Here is an 18,171-nt window from a genome sequence, read left to right as displayed (position 1 = left end):
CAAGTCAGCACAGGCCGGTCTGACTTGTGCTGAAATAGCCCTCCTTTCAACCACCCAACAAGCCTTGCCCATGAGTCAGATGAGCTTTTCTGATTTCGAGTACGCCGGTAAGCGCAAGCAAACCGCCGTGAGCGTTTCCTGGCCGAGATGAAACAGGTCGTACTGTGGAGTGGCTTGATGGCGTTGATGAACCGCACTACCCAAAGGCGGGTGGTGGTCGCAAGCCGTATCCTCTGGAAACCATGCTGCGTATTCACCTGCTGCAAAACTAGTTTTCGCTGAGTGACCCGTCCATGGAAGAAGCACTTTACGAAATCACGTCGATGCGCCAGTTTGCTCGACTGACGCTCAGCGCGCCGACTCCGAAGAACATTTGGCCGTTAATTTAAATCAATAAGTTATGAATAGAAGAGTGATTTTGTACCCTCAGATGTACCCCTTTTTGCAGCAACTACGCGTGGACTACAGTGGCCGCACCGAGGGGGGCGGTGTCAAACGTGCAATCCCTCACCCAGTCGCGCAGCTTATGCTTTGGGCTCGTCCCAGTTGCTACGCGTTGCAGTAATCAGCGCATCCCAGTCATCAGGAGGGTTGCCGCGGCCCAGCGTCTTCTCGAATACGGCGTAGGGACCGGATTTGCTGCCTGCAGACCGGAGGGTATTTTCGTCGTTGACCCATGCATAGACGATGACCTTGGATCTTGAGTCGTAGCGAAAGAACAGCCGAAAGCGCCTACCGATCTTTGCCCGCCGCCAATGTCGGTAGGAGGTGCCCAGCGTGTTGCCTTGGCGAAACTCATCACGGCCCGGGTCGGCAGGCACAGCCTCCATGATCAGATGGCTCAATGCCCGAAACAGCTTCACGTTGGCGTTGCTTTCAAAACCGTGTGGGTCGTTCTGCTCGGCCCGGGCGGCGGCTTCTTGCAATTTGCGTAGCTGTAAAGTCACACCTTCATGGAACAACAGTGTCCAGCCATGTCGCACCATCAGATCGCGACCTCACCGTCGATCTCTTCGTCCAGGTTTACAGGGTGGTTTGCGTTGGCGAGCATGGTTTGCGCCAAGTCTTCCGGAGAGTGGTGAGGTTGCGGCCGCCTCGGATATCAGCCTCCAGCAAACCCAGGAACGCACCGATGGCAGGGTCTTCGTGGGTGGTTTCTACGCGGCTGACCACGATTTCACCCCCGCGTACGTCGAATGCAATCTTGCCACCGGTATCAAGCCCGAGTAGCTGGCGAACGGATTTGGGCAGTGTGACCTGCCCCTTTGAGGTCAGTGTGGCGATTTCCCGGATGGCAGGCATGAGTGTTCTCCCGGATGAATTGAATGAATGGTAAGGAATAATCCTTACCTGGTCAATCTTGGTTTCCTGCTGATCGAGCATGGGTGGCGCGGACGTTCAGCAACGCCGCAGGATGAGTTACACCACTGCCCGGGACACGATCGGTATTAGTGCTGAACGGTTCCTGAAAGGCGGCTTTTGAATGCCTCTGAGCCGCTCTAAAGACTGTCAGGATCGCCAAAAAACATTTGGCCATTCATTTAAATCAATAAGTTATGAATAGAAAAATGATTTTGTACCCCCAGATGTACCCCTTTTTGCAGCAGCTACGCGTGGACTACAGTGGCCGCACCGAGGGGGGCGGTGTCAAACGTGCAATCCCTCACCCAGTCGCGCAGCTTATGCTTTGGGCTCGTCCCAGTTGCTACGCGTTGCAGTAATCAGCGCATCCCAGTCATCAGGAGGGTTGCCGCGGCCCAGCGTCTTCTCGAATACGGCGTAGGGACCGGATTTGCTGCCTGCAGACCGGAGGGTATTTTCGTCGTTGACCCATGCATAGACGATGACCTTGGATCTTGAGTCGTAGCGAAAGAACAGCCGAAAGCGCCTACCGATCTTTGCCCGCCGCCAATGTCGGTAGGAGGTGCCCAGCGTGTTGCCTTGGCGAAACTCATCACGGCCCGGGTCGGCAGGCACAGCCTCCATGATCAGATGGCTCAATGCCCGAAACAGCTTCACGTTGGCGTTGCTTTCAAAACCGTGTGGGTCGTTCTGCTCGGCCCGGGCGGCGGCTTCTTGCAATTTGCGTAGCTGTAAAGTCACACCTTCATGGAACAACAGTGTCCAGCCATGTCGCACCATCAGATCGCGACCTCACCGTCGATCTCTTCGTCCAGGTTTACAGGGTGGTTTGCGTTGGCGAGCATGGTTTGCGCCAAGTCTTCCGGAGAGTGGTGAGGTTGCGGCCGCCTCGGATATCAGCCTCCAGCAAACCCAGGAACGCACCGATGGCAGGGTCTTCGTGGGTGGTTTCTACGCGGCTGACCACGATTTCACCCCCGCGTACGTCGAATGCAATCTTGCCACCGGTATCAAGCCCGAGTAGCTGGCGAACGGATTTGGGCAGTGTGACCTGCCCCTTTGAGGTCAGTGTGGCGATTTCGTGGATGGCAGGCATGAGTGTTCTCCCGGATGTATTGAATAAATGGTAAGGAATAATCCTTACGTGGTCAATCTTGGTTTCCTGCTGATCGAGCATAGGCGGCGCGGACGCTCAGCAACGCCGCAGGATGAGTTACACCACTGCCCGGGACACGATCAGCGGGTTAACCCGCTCCCACAGACTACGTGTCGCGCTGACGAAACCAGTTATCTTTTAGTGTCCGCCGTCCTCCAATGCTAATCCTATCTAGGGTCTTACAGAGCAAACAGCTACGTTCGGTTGGACCGTGGAGGCGAACAGCGCCCTACTTTTTTATTTGCGTTGGTTTGCGCACAGAGATTTAGCGAAGATGCCCGCTATCTCATGACTCAAAGGCTTTGTACTTGACCAGGAAACTGAGAACAATCGTCAGCACAGTCGCTAAACAGAGCATGAACGCCATGCCCATCAAGCCAGCGCTGAACGAACCAGTCACATCTTTGAGCCAGCCGACAGCGTAAGGTCCGACCAAGCCGCCCAAGCTACCTGTTGCATTGATGAATGCAATGCCACCTGCGGCTGCTTGCTTACTCAAAAAGGTCGAAGGGATGCTGTAGAAGCAGGTACGTACGGAACACAACCCGATAAGAGCAACGGTCAGTCCAAATAGAGCGGGTAAAAAGTCGCTATAGACCACAGAGAATATAAAGCCGGCAGCCCCGGTACCGCAGGTGAGCGCCAAGTGAAGGATGTAGCGTCTTTTACGTGCCAGTACCTTTGCCCACACCAGCATGGCAGCGCTGGCAATCAAGTAGGGAGCAGCGGAAATCCATCCGATCTGCATGGTAGTCAGGTTGTGACTCTTCAGAATTTGTGGCAGCCATACGCCGATGCCTAAAATGCCGATGATGTAGCTGAATAGAATTGCAGCAAGCAACCAGACCCGAGGGTCTTTAAGCGATTGGCGGAAGCTGTGTGCGCTTTTGGATTCATGCTCAGCGTCCAAAACGGCTTGTAGAGCTGCTTTTTCTTCTGTCGTCAACCAACCGGCATCAGTTGGCTTGTCAGCTAAAAAGCGCAAACACAAGAGCCCTAGGAAGCATGCTGGAAGCCCTTGGAGGACGAGTAACCACTGCCAGCCAGCAAAGCCCCAGATGCCATCCATTTGCAACATCGCGGCGGACAAGGGGCCGCCAAGAACGGACGACATTGGGATCGCGAAAAGAAACCACGCCATAACCTTGGTGCGGTAATGAGCGGGGAACCACAACGAAAGGAAGAAGATAACGCCAGGGAAAAATCCTGCTTCAGCAATTCCCGCGAGCAAACGGATAATCGCATAACTGGTGGGGCCTTGTGCCAGAGAGGTTGCGGCGGCAAACAACCCCCACGTAATCATGATCCTTGCAAGCCACCGTCGAGCCCCATACTTGTAGAGGGCCAAATTACTGGGGACTTCGAATATGCAATAACCCAAGTAGAAGATTCCTGCTGCGAAACCAAACTGCGACGCAGTTAGCCCTAGGTCATCATTCATTGTAAGAGAGGCGAACCCTACGTTAGTACGGTCCAAATAGTTGAAGAAGTAGGCAAGGGCCAAGAGAGGAACAAGCCGTAGCGCTGCTTTTTTACAAGCCCGTATTTCCGCAGGGTCTCGTTCCCGCGCGATTGAAGCAGTCAAGGTAGGCATCTGGCGACCATTATTTTTGTAGGGACAGGGCTCAGCAGCATAGAGCAGCTAGAACGCAGATCGCCAAGACCTTTACACCATGACTTGCTATACCATTGCGGCATACATTTGCCATGCCTTTCAGGAATTGCATCCTATAAAAACAAAGCATTTGAATTTTTTTTGATAATAAATAATCTCTCAGGCTGCGTTTCGGCCCGGTTCAGAAATGCGTCCAGTGCAGCGACAAATCAGAATTCCCATACTTAGTAGTGACGTCTGGCTTATGCTCAGTTCTTTCACACACCGCTTAGCTACCGTGCGGGTACGCTAGGCGTTTTTTTTGCCCGGGGTTTGGGGGCGCGGTGCGTGGATGCAGGCGTGAAATAACGGCTGTAGGTCTGCTTTTCACAGTCTCATAGGCCATGGCGCGAAAATGGAGCCTGAGTTCTCACTCATTCTCAGGCCGAGCAAGCATTGCACGGATGGCATCGGCGAGGCTCAGAAGAATCGGAGCATACCGTTCGATCACACCTTCCTGAGCTTCGACCGTCGATAGGCTGATGTTCAGAGCGTGAGTTGTGTACACCGGGTGGCTCAGCGGGGTAGCGATGGCGATGACTTCAGGCTGCCATGACGCTACGCAATACCCGTTGTTTTTCACATCGGCAATCGCGGCCTCGATCTCTAGCGCAAGTTGTCCAGCCCTGGCTTCGCATCGTCTTGATCTGAACAGCTCGATCAGAGGCCGTCGTTGCGCTTCGTCCAGGATCGATAGATAGGCTCTACCCAAGGATGTCATTTCCATGGGCTGCCGCTGGCCGGTCAGTACGTTTCGCGGAGATTTGCGTTTACTAAAACGTATCGACTCGAGGTAGATCATCTCGTCACCGTCCGCTGCGGCTAGGCCAACATTCACTTGGTGGTCTCGCGCCACCTGGGCCATCAGAGGCGTAGCGACTTGAAGCAGAAAGCTGCCGTGGTACATGGAGTGGGCCATGCCAAGTACCGAAGGCGCTAGCCTGTAGCCCCTGGAAATACTGTCGAAATCCAGGAAACCAGAGCGTACGAGGGTCTGTGTAAGCCTGCTGACAGTGGACTTTGATAGTCCGGTGATCTCGCTCAGGTCCCCATTGGTCAGATGTTCGCTGCCGGGTCTGAAGGCGCGAAGAATATCTAGCCCGCGCTCCAGCGAGCGATTGAGCGGTGCCTTGCCTTGCCCAGGGATGTGAGGTGAGGTAAGGCCGCTCTCGCCATGTTCCAATAGGTGGAACGGTCGCGTTGTCATGAAAATCACTCTCCCTCAGATTGGAATCAAGCTTGGCTCATTGCTGGGCGGTCAATCAACCGAATAATAAGAGAGGCACCGCATGACGACTTCCCCGGAATTGTCGACTCCGATCGACCTTACCGTCACTGACGGTATCGCAACCCTGACGCTCAACCGTCCAGAGGCACGTAATGCCATCAGCGATGAAATGCGATCGCTGCTCATCGAGCACCTTGAGCATGTCGCGGCGGACAGCAGCATCAAAGCGCTGATCCTGACCGGCACTGGCAAAGGTTTCTGCGCCGGCGGCGACATCAAGGGCATGCAAGCCCGGATGAGTGCACCGGCCGGTTCGGTAGCCTTCAACGGCTGGAAGCGGCAGCAGCGCGTCCACCATGCAGTGTCGCTGCTCCATAACCTGCCTAAACCCACCATTGCTGCAGTCAACGGCGCGGCAACCGGGCTGGGCTGCGATATGGCGCTGAGCTGTGATTTCATCATCGCATCCGAGCAAGCCTCTTTCGCTATGAGTTACATCGCGCGGGGCCTGATTCCTGATGGCGGTGGTTTGTACTTCCTTCCACGCCGTGTTGGGCTGAGCAAAGCAAAAGAGCTTATCTTCAGCGGTCGCAACGTTTCGCCATCCGAAGCACAGCAGATCGGGATGATCGATCGCGTGGCACCGCATGAGAACCTTCTCCCTGCAGCTCGGGATTGGGCTCAGCAGATCTCTGCTGGCTCGGCTACCGCTTTGGCGCTGAGCAAGTCGATCCTCAATAACACCTTCGAGCTGACCCAGAGCCAGATCTTCTCCATGGGCAGCCAAGCCCAGGGAATCTGCTACACCTCCAGCGAGCATCAGGAGTCGGTTGCCGCCTTCCTTGCTCGCAAGGCAGAGCGGAGCTGAATCATGGACCAGATTGCACGTCTTCTCAGCCCTGCCAGCGTCGCCGTTATCGGCGCATCGGGTGACGCCCGGAAAACCTCCGGCCGCCCCATCGCATTCCTTCGCAAACATGGCTTCCAGGGCCGGCTATACCCGGTGAACCCGCGGTATGAGGAAATCGACGGATTGCGCTGCTATCCCTCGGTGGAGGCGCTGCCGGAGGTGCCGGATGTGGCGATCATATTGCTTGGTCCAGAGCGGGCCAACCAGGCTGTTGCCGATCTGGCTGCACGCGGCTGCCCAGCAGCAATCGTACTGGCGGGTGGTTATGGTGAGACCGGCACAACCGGGGCTCTACGGCAAGAAGAGCTCAAGGCAGCACGCGGCTCGATGAGAATCCTTGGTCCTAATACCATCGGGCTGGTCAACCTCACGGAGCACGTGACCCTCTCTGCAAGTGGTGCATTGGACATGGACGCACTGCTCCCCGGCCGTGTCGCTGTGGTTTCTCAGAGCGGCGGTATCCTGGGCGCTCTTCTTTCTCGCGGTGTCGCTGCCGGAATTGGCTTCTCAAAGCTCATTTCCACCAGCAACGAGGTCGATCTCGACGTCGCAGACTTCGTCGACTATCTCGCTGATGACCCTGCCACATCGGTCATCGCGCTGTACATCGAAGGACTGCGCGACAGCGAAAAATTCAGTCGAGCAGCTCGCAAGGCCAGCAGTGCTGGTAAGCCAGTTGTGGTTTACAAGGTAGGGCGGTCCGAAGCAGGTGCTCATGCCGCCAATTCGCACACGGGCGCGCTGGCTGGCTCTGACGACTTGTACTCCGCTTACTTCAAGCAGCTCGGTGTGATCCGCGCGGAAACTTTCGCGGATTTGCTCGATATCCCCTTCGCGTTGGCAAGCGGGAGATCGATGAATGGCTATCGTGTAGCGATCCTGACCTCGACCGGCGGAGCTGGCACCCTGATCGCCGACAACCTGGGCATGAGCGGTTTCGAAACACCTGCGCCTGGGCCGGAAACTGCCGAGAAGCTGCGTAACTTGGACATCGGTGACCAAGCGGTGCTCGACCGCAATCCCATCGATTTGACCCTCGCAGGCTTGCAGCCAGAGTTGATGCGCAGCGCCATCGGCATTCTGCTCGACAGCGATGACTACGATGCGGTGGTCAGCGTAGTTGGCTCATCGGGTGTCGCTCAACCTCATTTGATGGCGGACGCTATTCGCGACAGCCTAGCGAGTTCGGATAAGCCAGTCCTGGCCTACATCAGTCCCCACGCCCCCGCAGCAGCTCAGCGTATCAACGGCTCGGGTGGTGTTGCGTTCAATGCTCCGGAGAGCTGCGCTAGCGCGCTAAAGGCTTTGGTCATGAGCGGTCAGGTGAGGTCGGCGAGTGCGGCCGATGTAGCCCCGTCAGCGGCAGCAGTTAGGGTGGAAGAACTGCCAAGTGGTCCGCTTGATGAGGAGCGTAGCAAGCGCTTGTACGCGGGCTTTGGCATCCCGGTCACTCGCGAACGGGTAGTGAAGAACGGGCAAGAAGCAGCGCAGGCCGCGAGCGAACTCGGCGGTCATGTAGCCTTGAAAGTGCTCTCGGAACTGATCCCGCACAAGAGTGAAGTGGGTGGAGTAGCGTTGCATCTTACTTCGGACACCATCGGGGATCGTTTGGAGCGCATGCGGGATGAGGTCGGCGGGCATGTCGGCTTCACCCCGGAGTCGTTCCTGGTCCAGGAGATGGTCACTGGCGGGCAGGAGCTGATCCTCGGCTTCCACCGGGACCCTCAGCTCGGCCCAGCACTGCTGCTCGGAATGGGAGGCGTCACTGCGGAGCTTTTCCAGGATACGACCTTGCGTCTTCTGCCTGTGAGTGAAGAGCAAGCCCGGGAAATGCTGAGTGAACTGAAAACCTACCCGCTATTGGATGGCTTCCGCGGCATGCCAAAGGCAGACGTCGACGCCGCAGCCAAATGCATCGTGGCGTTTTCGCAAATGGCCATGCAGCTCGGCGACCGATTGGTCGAGGCGGAAATCAACCCGCTCCTTGTTCGTCCTGCGGGTAGCGGGGTCATCGCTCTGGATGGCTTGACGATCATCGCGTGAAAAAATCGGCTGTTCCATTCAGTGGAACAGCCTCTTTGACCTCATATCTCACGCTTGCATAATCAAAGAACGCTTCATTTCTGACTCATAAAAATAAGTAGGTCGCTATGAACACTCTCTATTCCGCCGCTTCTCGGCGCAGCGCTCTTTCGACCACTTCAGTTGCGACAGTCAAGATTTTTGAGCTGAACGCCACCTTCGTGCCGGGAGTATCGCCATGACCGCCGTGTTGAAAAGTGCCACTTCACCTGAGCCTATCGGCGCAAAAGCCGTCTCACCGACGGTTATTTCGTTCAGAGAGGTTTCGAAGTCATTCACCGTGAAGGGGGTTGCCAAGCAAGCCTCCCACAGCATCAATGTCGACATCCAACAAGGCCAGGTGGTGACCATCATCGGTCCTTCGGGTTGCGGCAAGTCCACTCTTTTGAACATGGTCGCCGGGCTGTTCGCGCCTACAACAGGTGAAGTGCTTTACCGGGGCCAGGCTGTTCAAGGTATCAACGGCCGTACCGGTTACATGACCCAAAGCGACCATTTGCTGCCATGGCGTGATGTGACTGGCAATATCGCCATTCCGCTGGAAATCCAAGGGGTCCCGAAAGCCAAGCGACAGGAGCGGATTCGCGAACTACTGTCCCTTGTGGGTCTTGAGGGGCATGAAAAGGCGTATCCCAGCCAGCTTTCCGGGGGCATGCGCAAGCGCGCTGCGCTGGCTCGATTGCTGGCTTACGACCCAGAAACCTTGCTGATGGACGAGCCATTCGCTGCACTCGATGCACAGCTGCGTATGCGTATGCAGACCGAGCTGTTCAAGCTCAGCCGTCAGCTCAACAAAACGGTGCTGTTCGTCACGCACGACCTGGATGAGGCCGTGGCATTGGGCGATCGCTGCCTGATCTTTTCTGGACGTCCGGGCACTATCGTTCGCGACGTGAGTATCCCTCTAGGTGATGACCGCAACATTCTCCAGCTACGCAAGGACCCGCGTTACCACGAGTTGTGCGGCGATCTTTGGGAGTTCATTACTCCCTCTCATGACGCCTAAGGTCCTTCTTCCGGAGAATTACGAACATGAAAATCTTCCTCGGCCGTGTCGCCATTTTTGCTGTGCTCTTTCTGTCCTGGCAATTCGCTTCAGGCCCATTGATCGACCCGTTTTTCGTGAGTTCGCCATTGGAAATCGGAAGCCGCTTCATTGACCTGGTCGCCAGTGGCCGTCTGTTCTCGCATGGTTGGATCACTGTGGTTGAAACCCTCGTGGGCTTCTTCTTCGGCGCTTGCGCAGGTATATCGGTTGGCCTGATCCTCGGTCGCAATGAGCTTCTGGCTAAATTGCTCGACCCGATTCTTGTCTCGATTTACAGCCTGCCGAAAGTCGCTTTGGCTCCACTTTTCATCATGTGGTTCGGAATCGGCATAGAGATGAAAATCATACTTACCGCCACCATCGTCTTCTTCCTGGTGTTCCTCAACACCTACAGCGGTGTTCGTGCTGTGGAGCGCGAGCAGTTGGAAATTTTGCGGTTGATGGGTGCCAAAGAGCATCACCTGATTACCAAAGTCGTCCTGCCTTCGGCAATTCAGTGGGTATTTACCGGCCTCAAGATGTCGGTCCCGTACGCGCTGATCGGCGCCATCGTTGGCGAGATCATGGCCGCCAACCGAGGCTTGGGCTATCTGCTGCAGGACGCTGCCGGGCAGCTGGATACGGCAGGCGTGTTCGCCGCGCTCATTGCAATCATCTCGCTTGCGCTGATCCTCCAAGCCGCTGTGCGCAAACTGGAAGCGTCATTGATGCCTTGGAAAAAAGATCAGGAAGAACGTGAACTGTCCGTCTGATTGCAACCAACACAACAACAAAAAGAGGTCTTTGCCATGTCTATCAAGCGTCTGTTCTCTGCGCTGGGGTTGAGCGTTGCCATGAGTGCAACCAGCTTTTACGCGCAGGCTGCCGAAACCGTTAAAGTTGCTCTGGGTACGGAGGGGTTTGTTCACATGCCCTTGTTCGTAGCCTTGGACGGCGGCAAGTTCAAAAAGCATGGACTAGATGTCGAACTGGTGAAATTCAAAGGTGGCGGCGCGGCGGCCTCAGGGCTTGCCAGTCGCTCGGTCGAGTTCTGCTCGTGTGCTATCCAGAATGCGATCAACGCGAAGGTGAAGGGCGCGGACATCACCCTGCTTGGTCGTTTGGTCGGCCAATACGCAAGCAACATAGTTATCCATCAAGACCTCGCTGATCGCCTGGGCCTCACAGCAGACTCGACGGTTGAGCAACGTTTGGCTGCGTTCAAGGGGCTACGCTTGGCAGTCAGCGGCGCCGGCGGCAGTGCAGACTTCCTCGTGCGCTTCCTCGGTAAAGAAGCGAAGTTGAATGCAGAAAAAGACTTCACGCTTCTGTACCTCAACAACGGTGCGGCGATGCTGGCAGCATTTGCCCAGAACAAGATCGACGGCTTTGCGCTTTCGTCGCCGGCGTCCGATAGCGCGGTGATCGACCATAAGGGCTACACGTTGCTCGACATGTCCGAAGGAATGGTACCGGAACTCGATGGCTACCCATCGATTGCACTCAGTGCTCGTCGTCAGTGGGCGACTGAAAACCAGGACACAGTCAAAGCCTTCCTGGCTGCCTTGAGCGATGCCACGAAACTCATCAACGAGCAGCCTCAGGAAGCCATGAAGTCCGTTCGCAGCCGCTTCGAGGGCGTGAACGACAAGGTTTATGCAGCCGCGTGGGAGAACAATCGCAAGTCGTTCCCCCAGACACCCTACCTCACCGATGAGGAAGTCAATCGTGCGATCAAGTTCCTGGGTGAGATCCAGAACGAGAAAATCCCGGGTAAAGCCGAAGACTACCTGACCCAGGTGCGCTGAAGCGCCTTGCAAACTCCTGCCTGATCAGCGCGGTGGCTACGGACTGCCGCCGCGCGCGATCAACTTCTTGGTAAGCAGTAATGATGAAAAAAAATATGCCGCTCTGCGCGGCAGGGGTTGGCTTTGCCGTGTATCTGCCGCTTGCTGGTGCGCAAGGGTTCTTTGAAGACAGCAAAGCTTCTCTGGAGCTGCGCAACTTCTACATGAGCCGAGACTTTCGCGAAGGCAGTGCGCAATCCAAGCGACAGGAATGGGCCCAGGGTTTCATTCTGCGCTACGAGTCGGGCTACACGCCGGGTGTTATAGGTTTTGGCTTCGATGCAATCGGCATGCTCGGGGTCAAGCTGGACTCAGGGCCGGGTCGTTCGGGTACTGGGTTGTTGCCCGTGCAAGATGATGGTGATGTGCCGGACAATTACTCCAAAGCCGGTGGGACACTCAAGGTCAAGGTGTCCGAGAGCGAGCTCCGTGTCGGCACGTTGATACCAAAATGGCCGACCCTGGTCTCTAACAACGGACGTTTGTTGCCCCAGACATTCGACGGTGCCCAGATTCAGGTCAACGAATGGAAAGCCTTGGAGTTTACCGGGGCGAAGATCCAGGGAACTGTATATCGCGATCAATCCGGTTCCACAGGGCTGGCACTGAACAACAAGAACCGTCGGTTTAGCGGCCCTCTTGATGGCGGTGATTTCAACCTGATGGGAGTGACGTACCACGTTGCTGATAGTACGGATTTGTTGGCTCAGTACGCGGTTCTCGAAGACGTCTATACCCAGCGATTCTACGGTCTGACTGATCGTAGAAAGGGCACCTGGGGCTCATTCACGAGTGATGTCCGCGTGTTCGATAGCGACGATCAGGGGCAAGCCCGCGGCGGACCTATCGACAACCGCGCACTTAGTGTCATGGGTACTTACAAACTGGGTGGCCACGCTTTTGGTCTCGGCTACCAAAAAATGTCCGGGGACTCGGCATTCCCCTACGTGGATGGCACTGACCCCTACCTGGTCAACTTCGTGCAGGTGGGCGACTTCGCCGAGAAGGACGAGCGCTCCTGGCAGGCTCGCTACGACTTCGATCTTGCGAGCGTGGGTGTCCCAGGGTTGACCTTCATGACTCGATATCTGAAAGGCAACCAAGCTGATGTGCGCGGAGTGGATTCGGGCTCGGACGGCGAGCGCGAGCTCGATGTCGAGTTGCAGTACGTGTTGCAGAGCGGGTCCCTGAAGGGGCTGAGCATGCGTCTGCGCAGTGCCACCTACCGCGCGGACTTCGCTCGGGATGCCGATGATGTGCGGGTGATTGTCAGCTACCCGTTGTCGCTTCTGTAATCAATATCCTCACCAGGAGAGAAACGATGCACTCCCTCGTAGCGCTTCAACGCGAAGGTGATGTCGGTCTGATCATCATCAACAATCCGCCAGTAAATGCCCTCTCGCGTGAGGTCCGTGAACAGGTACTTGCGAGACTCGAGCAGGCGGCGGGTGACGCCGATATTCGGGCAGTAGTGATCGTGTGTGAGGGGCGTACCTTCATCGCCGGTGCCGATATAAAAGAGTTCGATCTGCCTTTGCAGGCTCCGCACCTGCCTGATGTATTGGCGGCAATCGAAAACTCGCCGAAGCCTGTTATCGCTGCGATGCATGGTTCGGTCCTAGGTGGTGGCCTTGAGCTTGCGCTTGCCTGCCATTACCGCATCGCAGGTCCAGGCACTCAGTTCGGGCTACCCGAAGTGGGTTTGGGCTTGATCCCCGGCGCTGGCGGAACGCAACGCCTGCCGCGCTTGTGCGGGATGCTCCCGGCGCTCGATATGGTATTGGGCGGGGAGCAGCTAGGTGTTGAGCAAGCGTTGGAGATTGGTTTACTGGATCGCTTGAGTCGCTCATCGGTATTCGAGTCTGCTCTGGAGTTCGCCAAAGAGATTGTTGGGCAGCCGATACCGCGCTCATGCAATCGGACCGTGGCAGCATTTGATCTAGCGGTTTTCCAGCGTAGGGCTCAAGCGATTCTTCATAAGCTTGTGGGGCAGGAGGCTCCACCTCTCGCGCTCCAAGCACTGCAGGCAGCTTGGCAGGTTCCCTTTAACGCGGGCATGGCGTTGGAGCGAGAGCTGTTTATTTCCCGGCGTGAAAGTGCTCAGGCACGCGCCTTACGGCATGTCTTCTTTGCCGAGCGTGATCTTGCCTCTCGCCGCCGCACATTAGCTAGACAAGCCCAAGTTCGTGCCGTTGATTCGGTCGCGGTGATCGGAGCGGGCACGATGGGTAGTGGTATCGCGTTGTGTTTGGCTAACGCGGGTATCGAGACACTGCTGATCGATACTCAGCCTGCGGCGCTTGATCGCGGACGAGCGACTGTCGAGCGCTACTATGCCAGCGCGTTGGAGAAAGGCCGCCTCTCTGCAGAAAAGGCGGCTGAGCATGCTGGCCATATTCGATACGAAGGAAGTCTTGAGGCGATCGCGGATACAGATTTGATCATCGAGGCAGTGTTTGAAGACTTGGCCGTCAAGCAAGACGTCTTCCGAACGCTGGATCGTTTTGCCAAGCCCGGGGCGATCCTGGCAACCAATACCTCTTACCTCGATGTCGATGCGATTGCCGGTGTTACCGATCGCCCAGGAGACGTCATCGGTATGCATTTTTTCAGCCCCGCTCACGTCATGAAGCTGCTCGAGGTTGTGAAAACCGCTCACCTGCAACCCGATGTGCTGGCGACGGTGCTCCAATTGGGTGGGCGCTTGGGTAAGACTGCGGTTGCGGTAGGGAACTGCTACGGCTTTGTAGGGAATCGGTTGTTGGCCGTCCGCGAGCGCGAAGCGACATTCTTGCTGGAGGAAGGGGCATCACCAGAGGATGTCGACCGAGTGCTACGTGGCTTCGGCTTCCCGATCGGTCCCTTTGAACTGCGTGATCTGGCTGGCGTTGATATCGCGTGGTTCAACAGGAAAGGCCGGGGGGAACACCTCGGCCAGGCTGAGCGTCGATGCAATTTGATTGAGCAGCTCCACGAAGCCGGCCGTCTTGGCCAGAAGTCCGGCGCGGGGTACTACCGATATGAAGAGGGGCAGCGCAAGGGGGCTCCTGACCCATTCGTTGCGAGAATGCTTATTGAGCACCGTCACGCGAGAGGACTGGAGCCGCGGATAATCTCGGACGAGGAGATCCTGCAGAGGTGCTTGTTCGTAATGATCAATGAAGCCGCTCACATGTTGGAGCAAGGTATCGTCGACAGCCCTAATGACATCGATCTTGTCTGGATCCATGGATATGGCTTCCCGCGCTATCGGGGTGGGCTTCTCTATTATGCAGATCAGGTCGGGCTGACTCAGGTCGGTGAAACCTTGGGGCAGTGGGCCCTCAAACATCCTGATCGGCAATTGAATGTTTGCGCTTTGCTTCAATCCAGAGCAAAAGAGCACGTTCCACTTAGCCAAGGCTGATTGTGCGGGTTTATTTTGGGTCGGCCGTTGACCACAACTTCGGCTGTCCCTTTTTTTCTGCCGGGGCAGTGGGCGCCGCTCGCAAAGCGTGGCGCGCTATCACCACGCTGACCAATACCACGGAAAACAACCTCAGCGTTTGGGTGGCGAGCACGAAGCCAGTGTCTGCGTGCGTTTCGACAGCGAGGATCGCCATGGCGTCTAGGCCGCCTGGGCTCGTAGCTAAGTACATCGAGAGAAAATCAATATTCATCAACTTTGCAAGGCACCAGGCAGAGCCGGCACACAGCAAAATAAGGGCGCTAGAGCTCAGAACCATTGCGGGCATCTGCCGCCAGACGTACGTGACGGTTCGTTGGTCAAATCTAAGGCCGATGTAGCACCCGATCAAACCGTAGCCCAGGCTGAAGATCCAACTGGGAAGATCAATCGTGAGTGCACCAGACAGCTGAAGTCCACCACCAAGCATCAGTGGCACCAGCAGTGCGCCCGCCGGTAGACGTGTCCCCGCTGCAACGCCGGTTAAGATGACCCCGAGACTTATAACTAAGTCCGTCAGGTTTCCAACCGGGCCCACATTGGCGGCTCCCGAGGAGGGCGTTTGTGCACCTAGCACATGACTCACCAGTGCTCCTACTATTACCACGCAAACCACCCTAACGTACTGCATGGTCGCCACCACACGTGCATCAGCTCCATAATCCTCCGACATTGCCACCATCGCCGATGCTGCACCGGGTGCTGTTCCCCAAGCTGCAGTTGCTTTAGATAGGCCACTGAATCGGATAGCTCCTAGGCCTACCAGTGCGCTCATGGCCAGTGTCAGGGCTGTGACACCCAACATCTGATACCAGGATTGTGCGAGCGTCTGGATGACTGGCCAAGTCATCGAGTGAGCCACCAATACACCTACGCAACCTTGGCCGAAGCGAAACGCATGACGATGAACACGGATTGTCACGCCCAGAAGACCACAAGCAATGCCCGCGAGCATGGGCCCGAGGAACAGACCTGCAGGGATATGCAGGAAGTGAAAAAATTGCCCCGCAGCGCCGGCTGCGAGTACCACGCATAGCCACTGCAGCAGGGCGGGCTTCGAGAGTGAAGAGGGGTTTGGCACTGGAGAATCCTCGGATGCTGGGCCAGATGATTATCCGAGGGGCTAATGGGCGTGGTCCATTTGCTGTTTTTGATGAACCGATTACCGAGAGTTATGAATCATGGATCTTAGGGACCTCACTTACTTCGAGACCATTGCCCGAACGGGTCATCTCGGTAAAGCTGCAGAGTTGTTGCACAAAAGTCAGCCTGCGCTCAGCAAAAGCATTCAGCGTCTCGAAGAGGCTTTAGGCGCGCAGCTTTTCAGGCGAGAAGGCAGGAGAATAAGGCTCACTGAGGTTGGCGAGCTCCTTCTCCAGCGCGGGCGGCAGTTACAACTGAGTATTGCGGAGACCGAGCGCGAAGTACGAGACTTTGCGAGCGGGCAGATTGGAACCATACGCCTGGGCTGTTCCGCGAGCATGGCCGAGCACCTCCTTCCGCAGCTGGCATCCTTCTTGTTGGAGCGCGCTCCCGAGCTGCGTTTGAAACTCTCGATCGGCCAAGATGACATCCTCAGGGAGTCCCTGAGCTCCGGGCGCCTGGATGCGATTATTTGCCCTTTGAATGCCGGCGATCCACATCTGCTTACCTTCCCAATTCTTCAAGATGAGGCTGTCGTCGTAGCCAGCGCAGATCATTCCGTCTTCTCTTCTGCTATCAGCATCGCAGCCCTATGCCAATACCGCTGGGTTTTGCCTGGCGACGCAGTTGCCTCCAGACGCTGGATCGACGAGGCCTTCAGGTCACATCAGTTGCCTGCTCCTACGGTCCAGATTGAAGCAAATGCCGTTTCCTTGCTGCCTAGACTGATCGCCAAAACGCAATTATTGAGCTTTCTGGCCCGGGAAACATTAGTGTCTGGACGTTGGCAATCCACGCTGAGAGAGGTCCCTATTCCAGAGACTACAATGACTCGGACCGTCGCCGTTTCAGTGCGAGCGGAGGCCTATCTGGCACCGGCTGTGCGGCTGATGGTCGAGCTGCTGAAGGCAGACGGGAAGCGATTTTTCTCAGAGATCTGATTCCAGTCAGTGGAACTAGCTCATTGTCACTGCTGAAGTGCTCTCCGACACTGTGGGCGCGCGTCGACTGGCAGCGCTGACCCTTCGTGTATGGAGAGCTTTGATGAGTCGCGATGTTTACATCTGTGATGCAGTACGCACCCCTATTGGCCGCCTGAATGGAGCCCTTTCAGCGATGAGGGCGGATGACCTTGCTGCCATCCCACTCAAGGCGTTGATTGAGCGCAACCCAGGCATCGATTGGGCCGCCGTGGACGAAGTCTTCATGGGGTGCGCCAACCAGTCAGGTGAAGACAATCGCAACGTGGCGCGCATGGCGCTATTACTTGCTGGGCTCTCCCCATCGGTACCTGGTGTGACGTTGAATCGGCTGTGCGCATCCGGTCTGGAAGCTGTTGGTGCGGCTTTCAGGGCGATTGCTAATGGTGAAATGGAATTGGCCGTTGCCGCAGGCGTTGAGTCGATGACTCGCGCACCCTACGTGATGGGAAAAGCTGACGGCCCGTTTGGTCGCACGCAGAAACTTGAGGACACGACGCTCGGTTGGCGCTTCATCAATCCGGCAATGAAAAGCGCGTACGGTGTCGATAGCATGCCGGTGACCGGTGACAAAGTTGCCCAGCAGTACGGCATTTCTCGTGAGGATCAGGACGCCATGGCTCTGCGTAGTCAAGCACGAGCTGCTAGCGCGATCGAGCGTGGGTTTTATGCTGAAGAGATTGTTCCTGTCATCATACCCGGCAAAAAGGGCGAAACCGTTGTCGTGTGCGATGAGCACCCCCGTCCTGAAACCACTGCAGTAGCTCTGGCCAAACTCAAACCGGTAAATGGTCCTGACTGCACGGTAACTGCCGGCAACGCTTCAGGCCTGAATGACGGTGCCAGCGCGATGATCCTCGCCAGTGCTGATGCTGTAGACAAGTTCGGTCTAAGGCCTCGTGCCCGGGTCCTTGGAATGGCCAGCGCCGGCGTTCTGCCTGAAATAATGGGAATTGGTCCAGTTCCCGCTGTGCGAAAGCTTCTGCAACGGCTGAACATGACAATTGATGCTTTCGACGTCATTGAGCTCAATGAAGCGTTCGCAGCGCAAGGATTGGCAGTGATGCGCGAGCTCGGTTTGCCAGATGACAGTGAGCGAGTGAACCCCAACGGTGGAGCGATAGCGCTGGGTCATCCTTTGGGGATGAGCGGAAATCGACTGGTCTTGACAGCGGTGCACCAGCTCGAGAAGACGGGGGGGCGCTTTGGTATGGCCACGATGTGCGTGGGGGTGGGACAAGGCTTGGCGCTGGCCTTCGAACGTATCGACGCTGTCACCTAGCGGCATCAAAGATATTGCTGTGCTGGTGGACCATAAGCCGCCAGCCTGACTGGGC

General features: G+C 56.5%; 14 protein-coding genes and 3 pseudogenes. 10 read left to right on the top strand and 7 right to left on the bottom strand.

The window, feature by feature from the left end:
* Positions 1-70 precede the first annotated feature (70 nt).
* Positions 71-350 (top strand): annotated as a pseudogene (locus DV532_RS13850) (transposase); the annotation flags it as partial.
* Between the two features lie 174 nt (positions 351-524).
* Here the strand turns inward: DV532_RS13850 and DV532_RS13845 are convergent.
* The 6 genes and pseudogenes from DV532_RS13845 to DV532_RS13820 form a co-directional block, all read right to left on the bottom strand.
* The gene (locus tag DV532_RS13845) at positions 525-986 is read right to left on the bottom strand and encodes a type II toxin-antitoxin system YhaV family toxin (RefSeq protein WP_056803623.1); all 462 of its coding nucleotides are present in this window, start codon (positions 984-986) and stop codon (positions 525-527) included.
* Positions 986-1,302, bottom strand: a pseudogene (locus DV532_RS13840) (type II toxin-antitoxin system PrlF family antitoxin). The gene DV532_RS13845 and the pseudogene DV532_RS13840 overlap by 1 nt, the downstream one beginning before the upstream one ends.
* 378 nt (positions 1,303-1,680) lie before the next feature.
* Positions 1,681-2,142 (bottom strand): type II toxin-antitoxin system YhaV family toxin, encoded by a 462-nt coding sequence (locus DV532_RS13835; RefSeq protein WP_056803623.1) that lies wholly within the window; start codon positions 2,140-2,142, stop codon positions 1,681-1,683.
* Positions 2,142-2,458 (bottom strand): annotated as a pseudogene (locus DV532_RS13830) (type II toxin-antitoxin system PrlF family antitoxin). Before DV532_RS13830 ends, DV532_RS13835 begins: the two are co-directional and overlap by 1 nt.
* Before the next feature lie 346 nt (positions 2,459-2,804).
* Entirely contained in the window at positions 2,805-4,112 is a 1,308-nt protein-coding gene (locus DV532_RS13825) for an MFS transporter (protein WP_056803626.1), read from the bottom strand.
* A gap of 430 nt (positions 4,113-4,542) precedes the next feature.
* Positions 4,543-5,379 (bottom strand): IclR family transcriptional regulator, encoded by an 837-nt coding sequence (locus DV532_RS13820; protein ID WP_056805347.1) that lies wholly within the window; start codon positions 5,377-5,379, stop codon positions 4,543-4,545.
* A gap of 82 nt (positions 5,380-5,461) precedes the next feature.
* Here DV532_RS13820 and DV532_RS13815 point away from each other — a divergent pair, with 82 nt between their 5' ends.
* From DV532_RS13815 to DV532_RS13785, 7 genes are all read left to right on the top strand, one after another.
* Positions 5,462-6,268 (top strand): enoyl-CoA hydratase/isomerase family protein, encoded by an 807-nt coding sequence (locus DV532_RS13815; RefSeq protein ID WP_056803630.1) that lies wholly within the window; start codon positions 5,462-5,464, stop codon positions 6,266-6,268.
* A gap of 3 nt (positions 6,269-6,271) precedes the next feature.
* Positions 6,272-8,353: an acetate--CoA ligase family protein gene (locus tag DV532_RS13810; RefSeq protein WP_056803633.1), complete on the top strand. Its 2,082-nt coding sequence runs from the start codon at positions 6,272-6,274 to the stop codon at positions 8,351-8,353.
* Positions 8,354-8,570: 217 nt separating this feature from the next.
* Complete coding sequence (locus DV532_RS13805) at positions 8,571-9,398, top strand: ABC transporter ATP-binding protein (RefSeq protein WP_082477086.1); 828 nt, start codon at positions 8,571-8,573, stop codon at positions 9,396-9,398.
* 26 nt (positions 9,399-9,424) lie between these two features.
* Positions 9,425-10,192, top strand: coding sequence for an ABC transporter permease (locus DV532_RS13800; RefSeq protein WP_003258714.1), 768 nt, complete (start codon positions 9,425-9,427; stop codon positions 10,190-10,192).
* A 36-nt stretch (positions 10,193-10,228) separates the two neighbouring features.
* A complete protein-coding gene (locus DV532_RS13795) occupies positions 10,229-11,227 on the top strand; it encodes an ABC transporter substrate-binding protein (protein WP_056803637.1) in 999 nt (332 codons plus the stop codon).
* An 80-nt stretch (positions 11,228-11,307) separates the two neighbouring features.
* Entirely contained in the window at positions 11,308-12,561 is a 1,254-nt protein-coding gene (locus DV532_RS13790; protein WP_056803640.1) for an OprD family porin, read from the top strand.
* A gap of 26 nt (positions 12,562-12,587) precedes the next feature.
* Positions 12,588-14,672 (top strand): 3-hydroxyacyl-CoA dehydrogenase NAD-binding domain-containing protein, encoded by a 2,085-nt coding sequence (locus DV532_RS13785; RefSeq protein ID WP_056803642.1) that lies wholly within the window; start codon positions 12,588-12,590, stop codon positions 14,670-14,672.
* A 10-nt stretch (positions 14,673-14,682) separates the two neighbouring features.
* Here DV532_RS13785 and DV532_RS13780 read toward each other — a convergent pair whose 3' ends face one another.
* Entirely contained in the window at positions 14,683-15,792 is a 1,110-nt protein-coding gene (locus DV532_RS13780) for an AbrB family transcriptional regulator (protein WP_056803646.1), read from the bottom strand.
* Between the two features lie 100 nt (positions 15,793-15,892).
* Here DV532_RS13780 and DV532_RS13775 point away from each other — a divergent pair, with 100 nt between their 5' ends.
* Together DV532_RS13775 and pcaF are read left to right on the top strand one after the other, a co-directional pair.
* Positions 15,893-16,795, top strand: coding sequence for a LysR family transcriptional regulator (locus tag DV532_RS13775; protein WP_056803649.1), 903 nt, complete (start codon positions 15,893-15,895; stop codon positions 16,793-16,795).
* Between the two features lie 103 nt (positions 16,796-16,898).
* Positions 16,899-18,116, top strand: coding sequence for a 3-oxoadipyl-CoA thiolase (gene pcaF / locus DV532_RS13770; protein WP_056803652.1), 1,218 nt, complete (start codon positions 16,899-16,901; stop codon positions 18,114-18,116).
* Positions 18,117-18,171: the final 55 nt, after the last annotated feature.

Source organism: Pseudomonas sp. Leaf58, assembly GCF_003627215.1.
In the GTDB taxonomy this organism is placed as follows: Bacteria; Pseudomonadota; Gammaproteobacteria; order Pseudomonadales; family Pseudomonadaceae; genus Aquipseudomonas.
This window is presented reverse-complemented; position numbering and strand designations above follow the sequence as displayed.

Bases quoted from the DNA above. Each gene is read 5' to 3' on its own strand.
- DV532_RS13845 (WP_056803623.1), bottom strand. From the start codon at position 986: ATGGTGCGACATGGCTGGACACTGTTGTTCCATGAAGGTGTGACTTTA.
- DV532_RS13835 (WP_056803623.1), bottom strand. From the start codon at position 2,142: ATGGTGCGACATGGCTGGACACTGTTGTTCCATGAAGGTGTGACTTTA.
- DV532_RS13825 (WP_056803626.1), bottom strand. From the start codon at position 4,112: ATGCCTACCTTGACTGCTTCAATCGCGCGGGAACGAGACCCTGCGGAA.
- DV532_RS13820 (WP_056805347.1), bottom strand. From the start codon at position 5,379: ATGACAACGCGACCGTTCCACCTATTGGAACATGGCGAGAGCGGCCTT.
- DV532_RS13815 (WP_056803630.1), top strand. From the start codon at position 5,462: ATGACGACTTCCCCGGAATTGTCGACTCCGATCGACCTTACCGTCACT.
- DV532_RS13810 (WP_056803633.1), top strand. From the start codon at position 6,272: ATGGACCAGATTGCACGTCTTCTCAGCCCTGCCAGCGTCGCCGTTATC.
- DV532_RS13805 (WP_082477086.1), top strand. From the start codon at position 8,571: ATGACCGCCGTGTTGAAAAGTGCCACTTCACCTGAGCCTATCGGCGCA.
- DV532_RS13800 (WP_003258714.1), top strand. From the start codon at position 9,425: ATGAAAATCTTCCTCGGCCGTGTCGCCATTTTTGCTGTGCTCTTTCTG.
- DV532_RS13795 (WP_056803637.1), top strand. From the start codon at position 10,229: ATGTCTATCAAGCGTCTGTTCTCTGCGCTGGGGTTGAGCGTTGCCATG.
- DV532_RS13790 (WP_056803640.1), top strand. From the start codon at position 11,308: ATGATGAAAAAAAATATGCCGCTCTGCGCGGCAGGGGTTGGCTTTGCC.
- DV532_RS13785 (WP_056803642.1), top strand. From the start codon at position 12,588: ATGCACTCCCTCGTAGCGCTTCAACGCGAAGGTGATGTCGGTCTGATC.
- DV532_RS13775 (WP_056803649.1), top strand. From the start codon at position 15,893: ATGGATCTTAGGGACCTCACTTACTTCGAGACCATTGCCCGAACGGGT.
- pcaF (WP_056803652.1), top strand. From the start codon at position 16,899: ATGAGTCGCGATGTTTACATCTGTGATGCAGTACGCACCCCTATTGGC.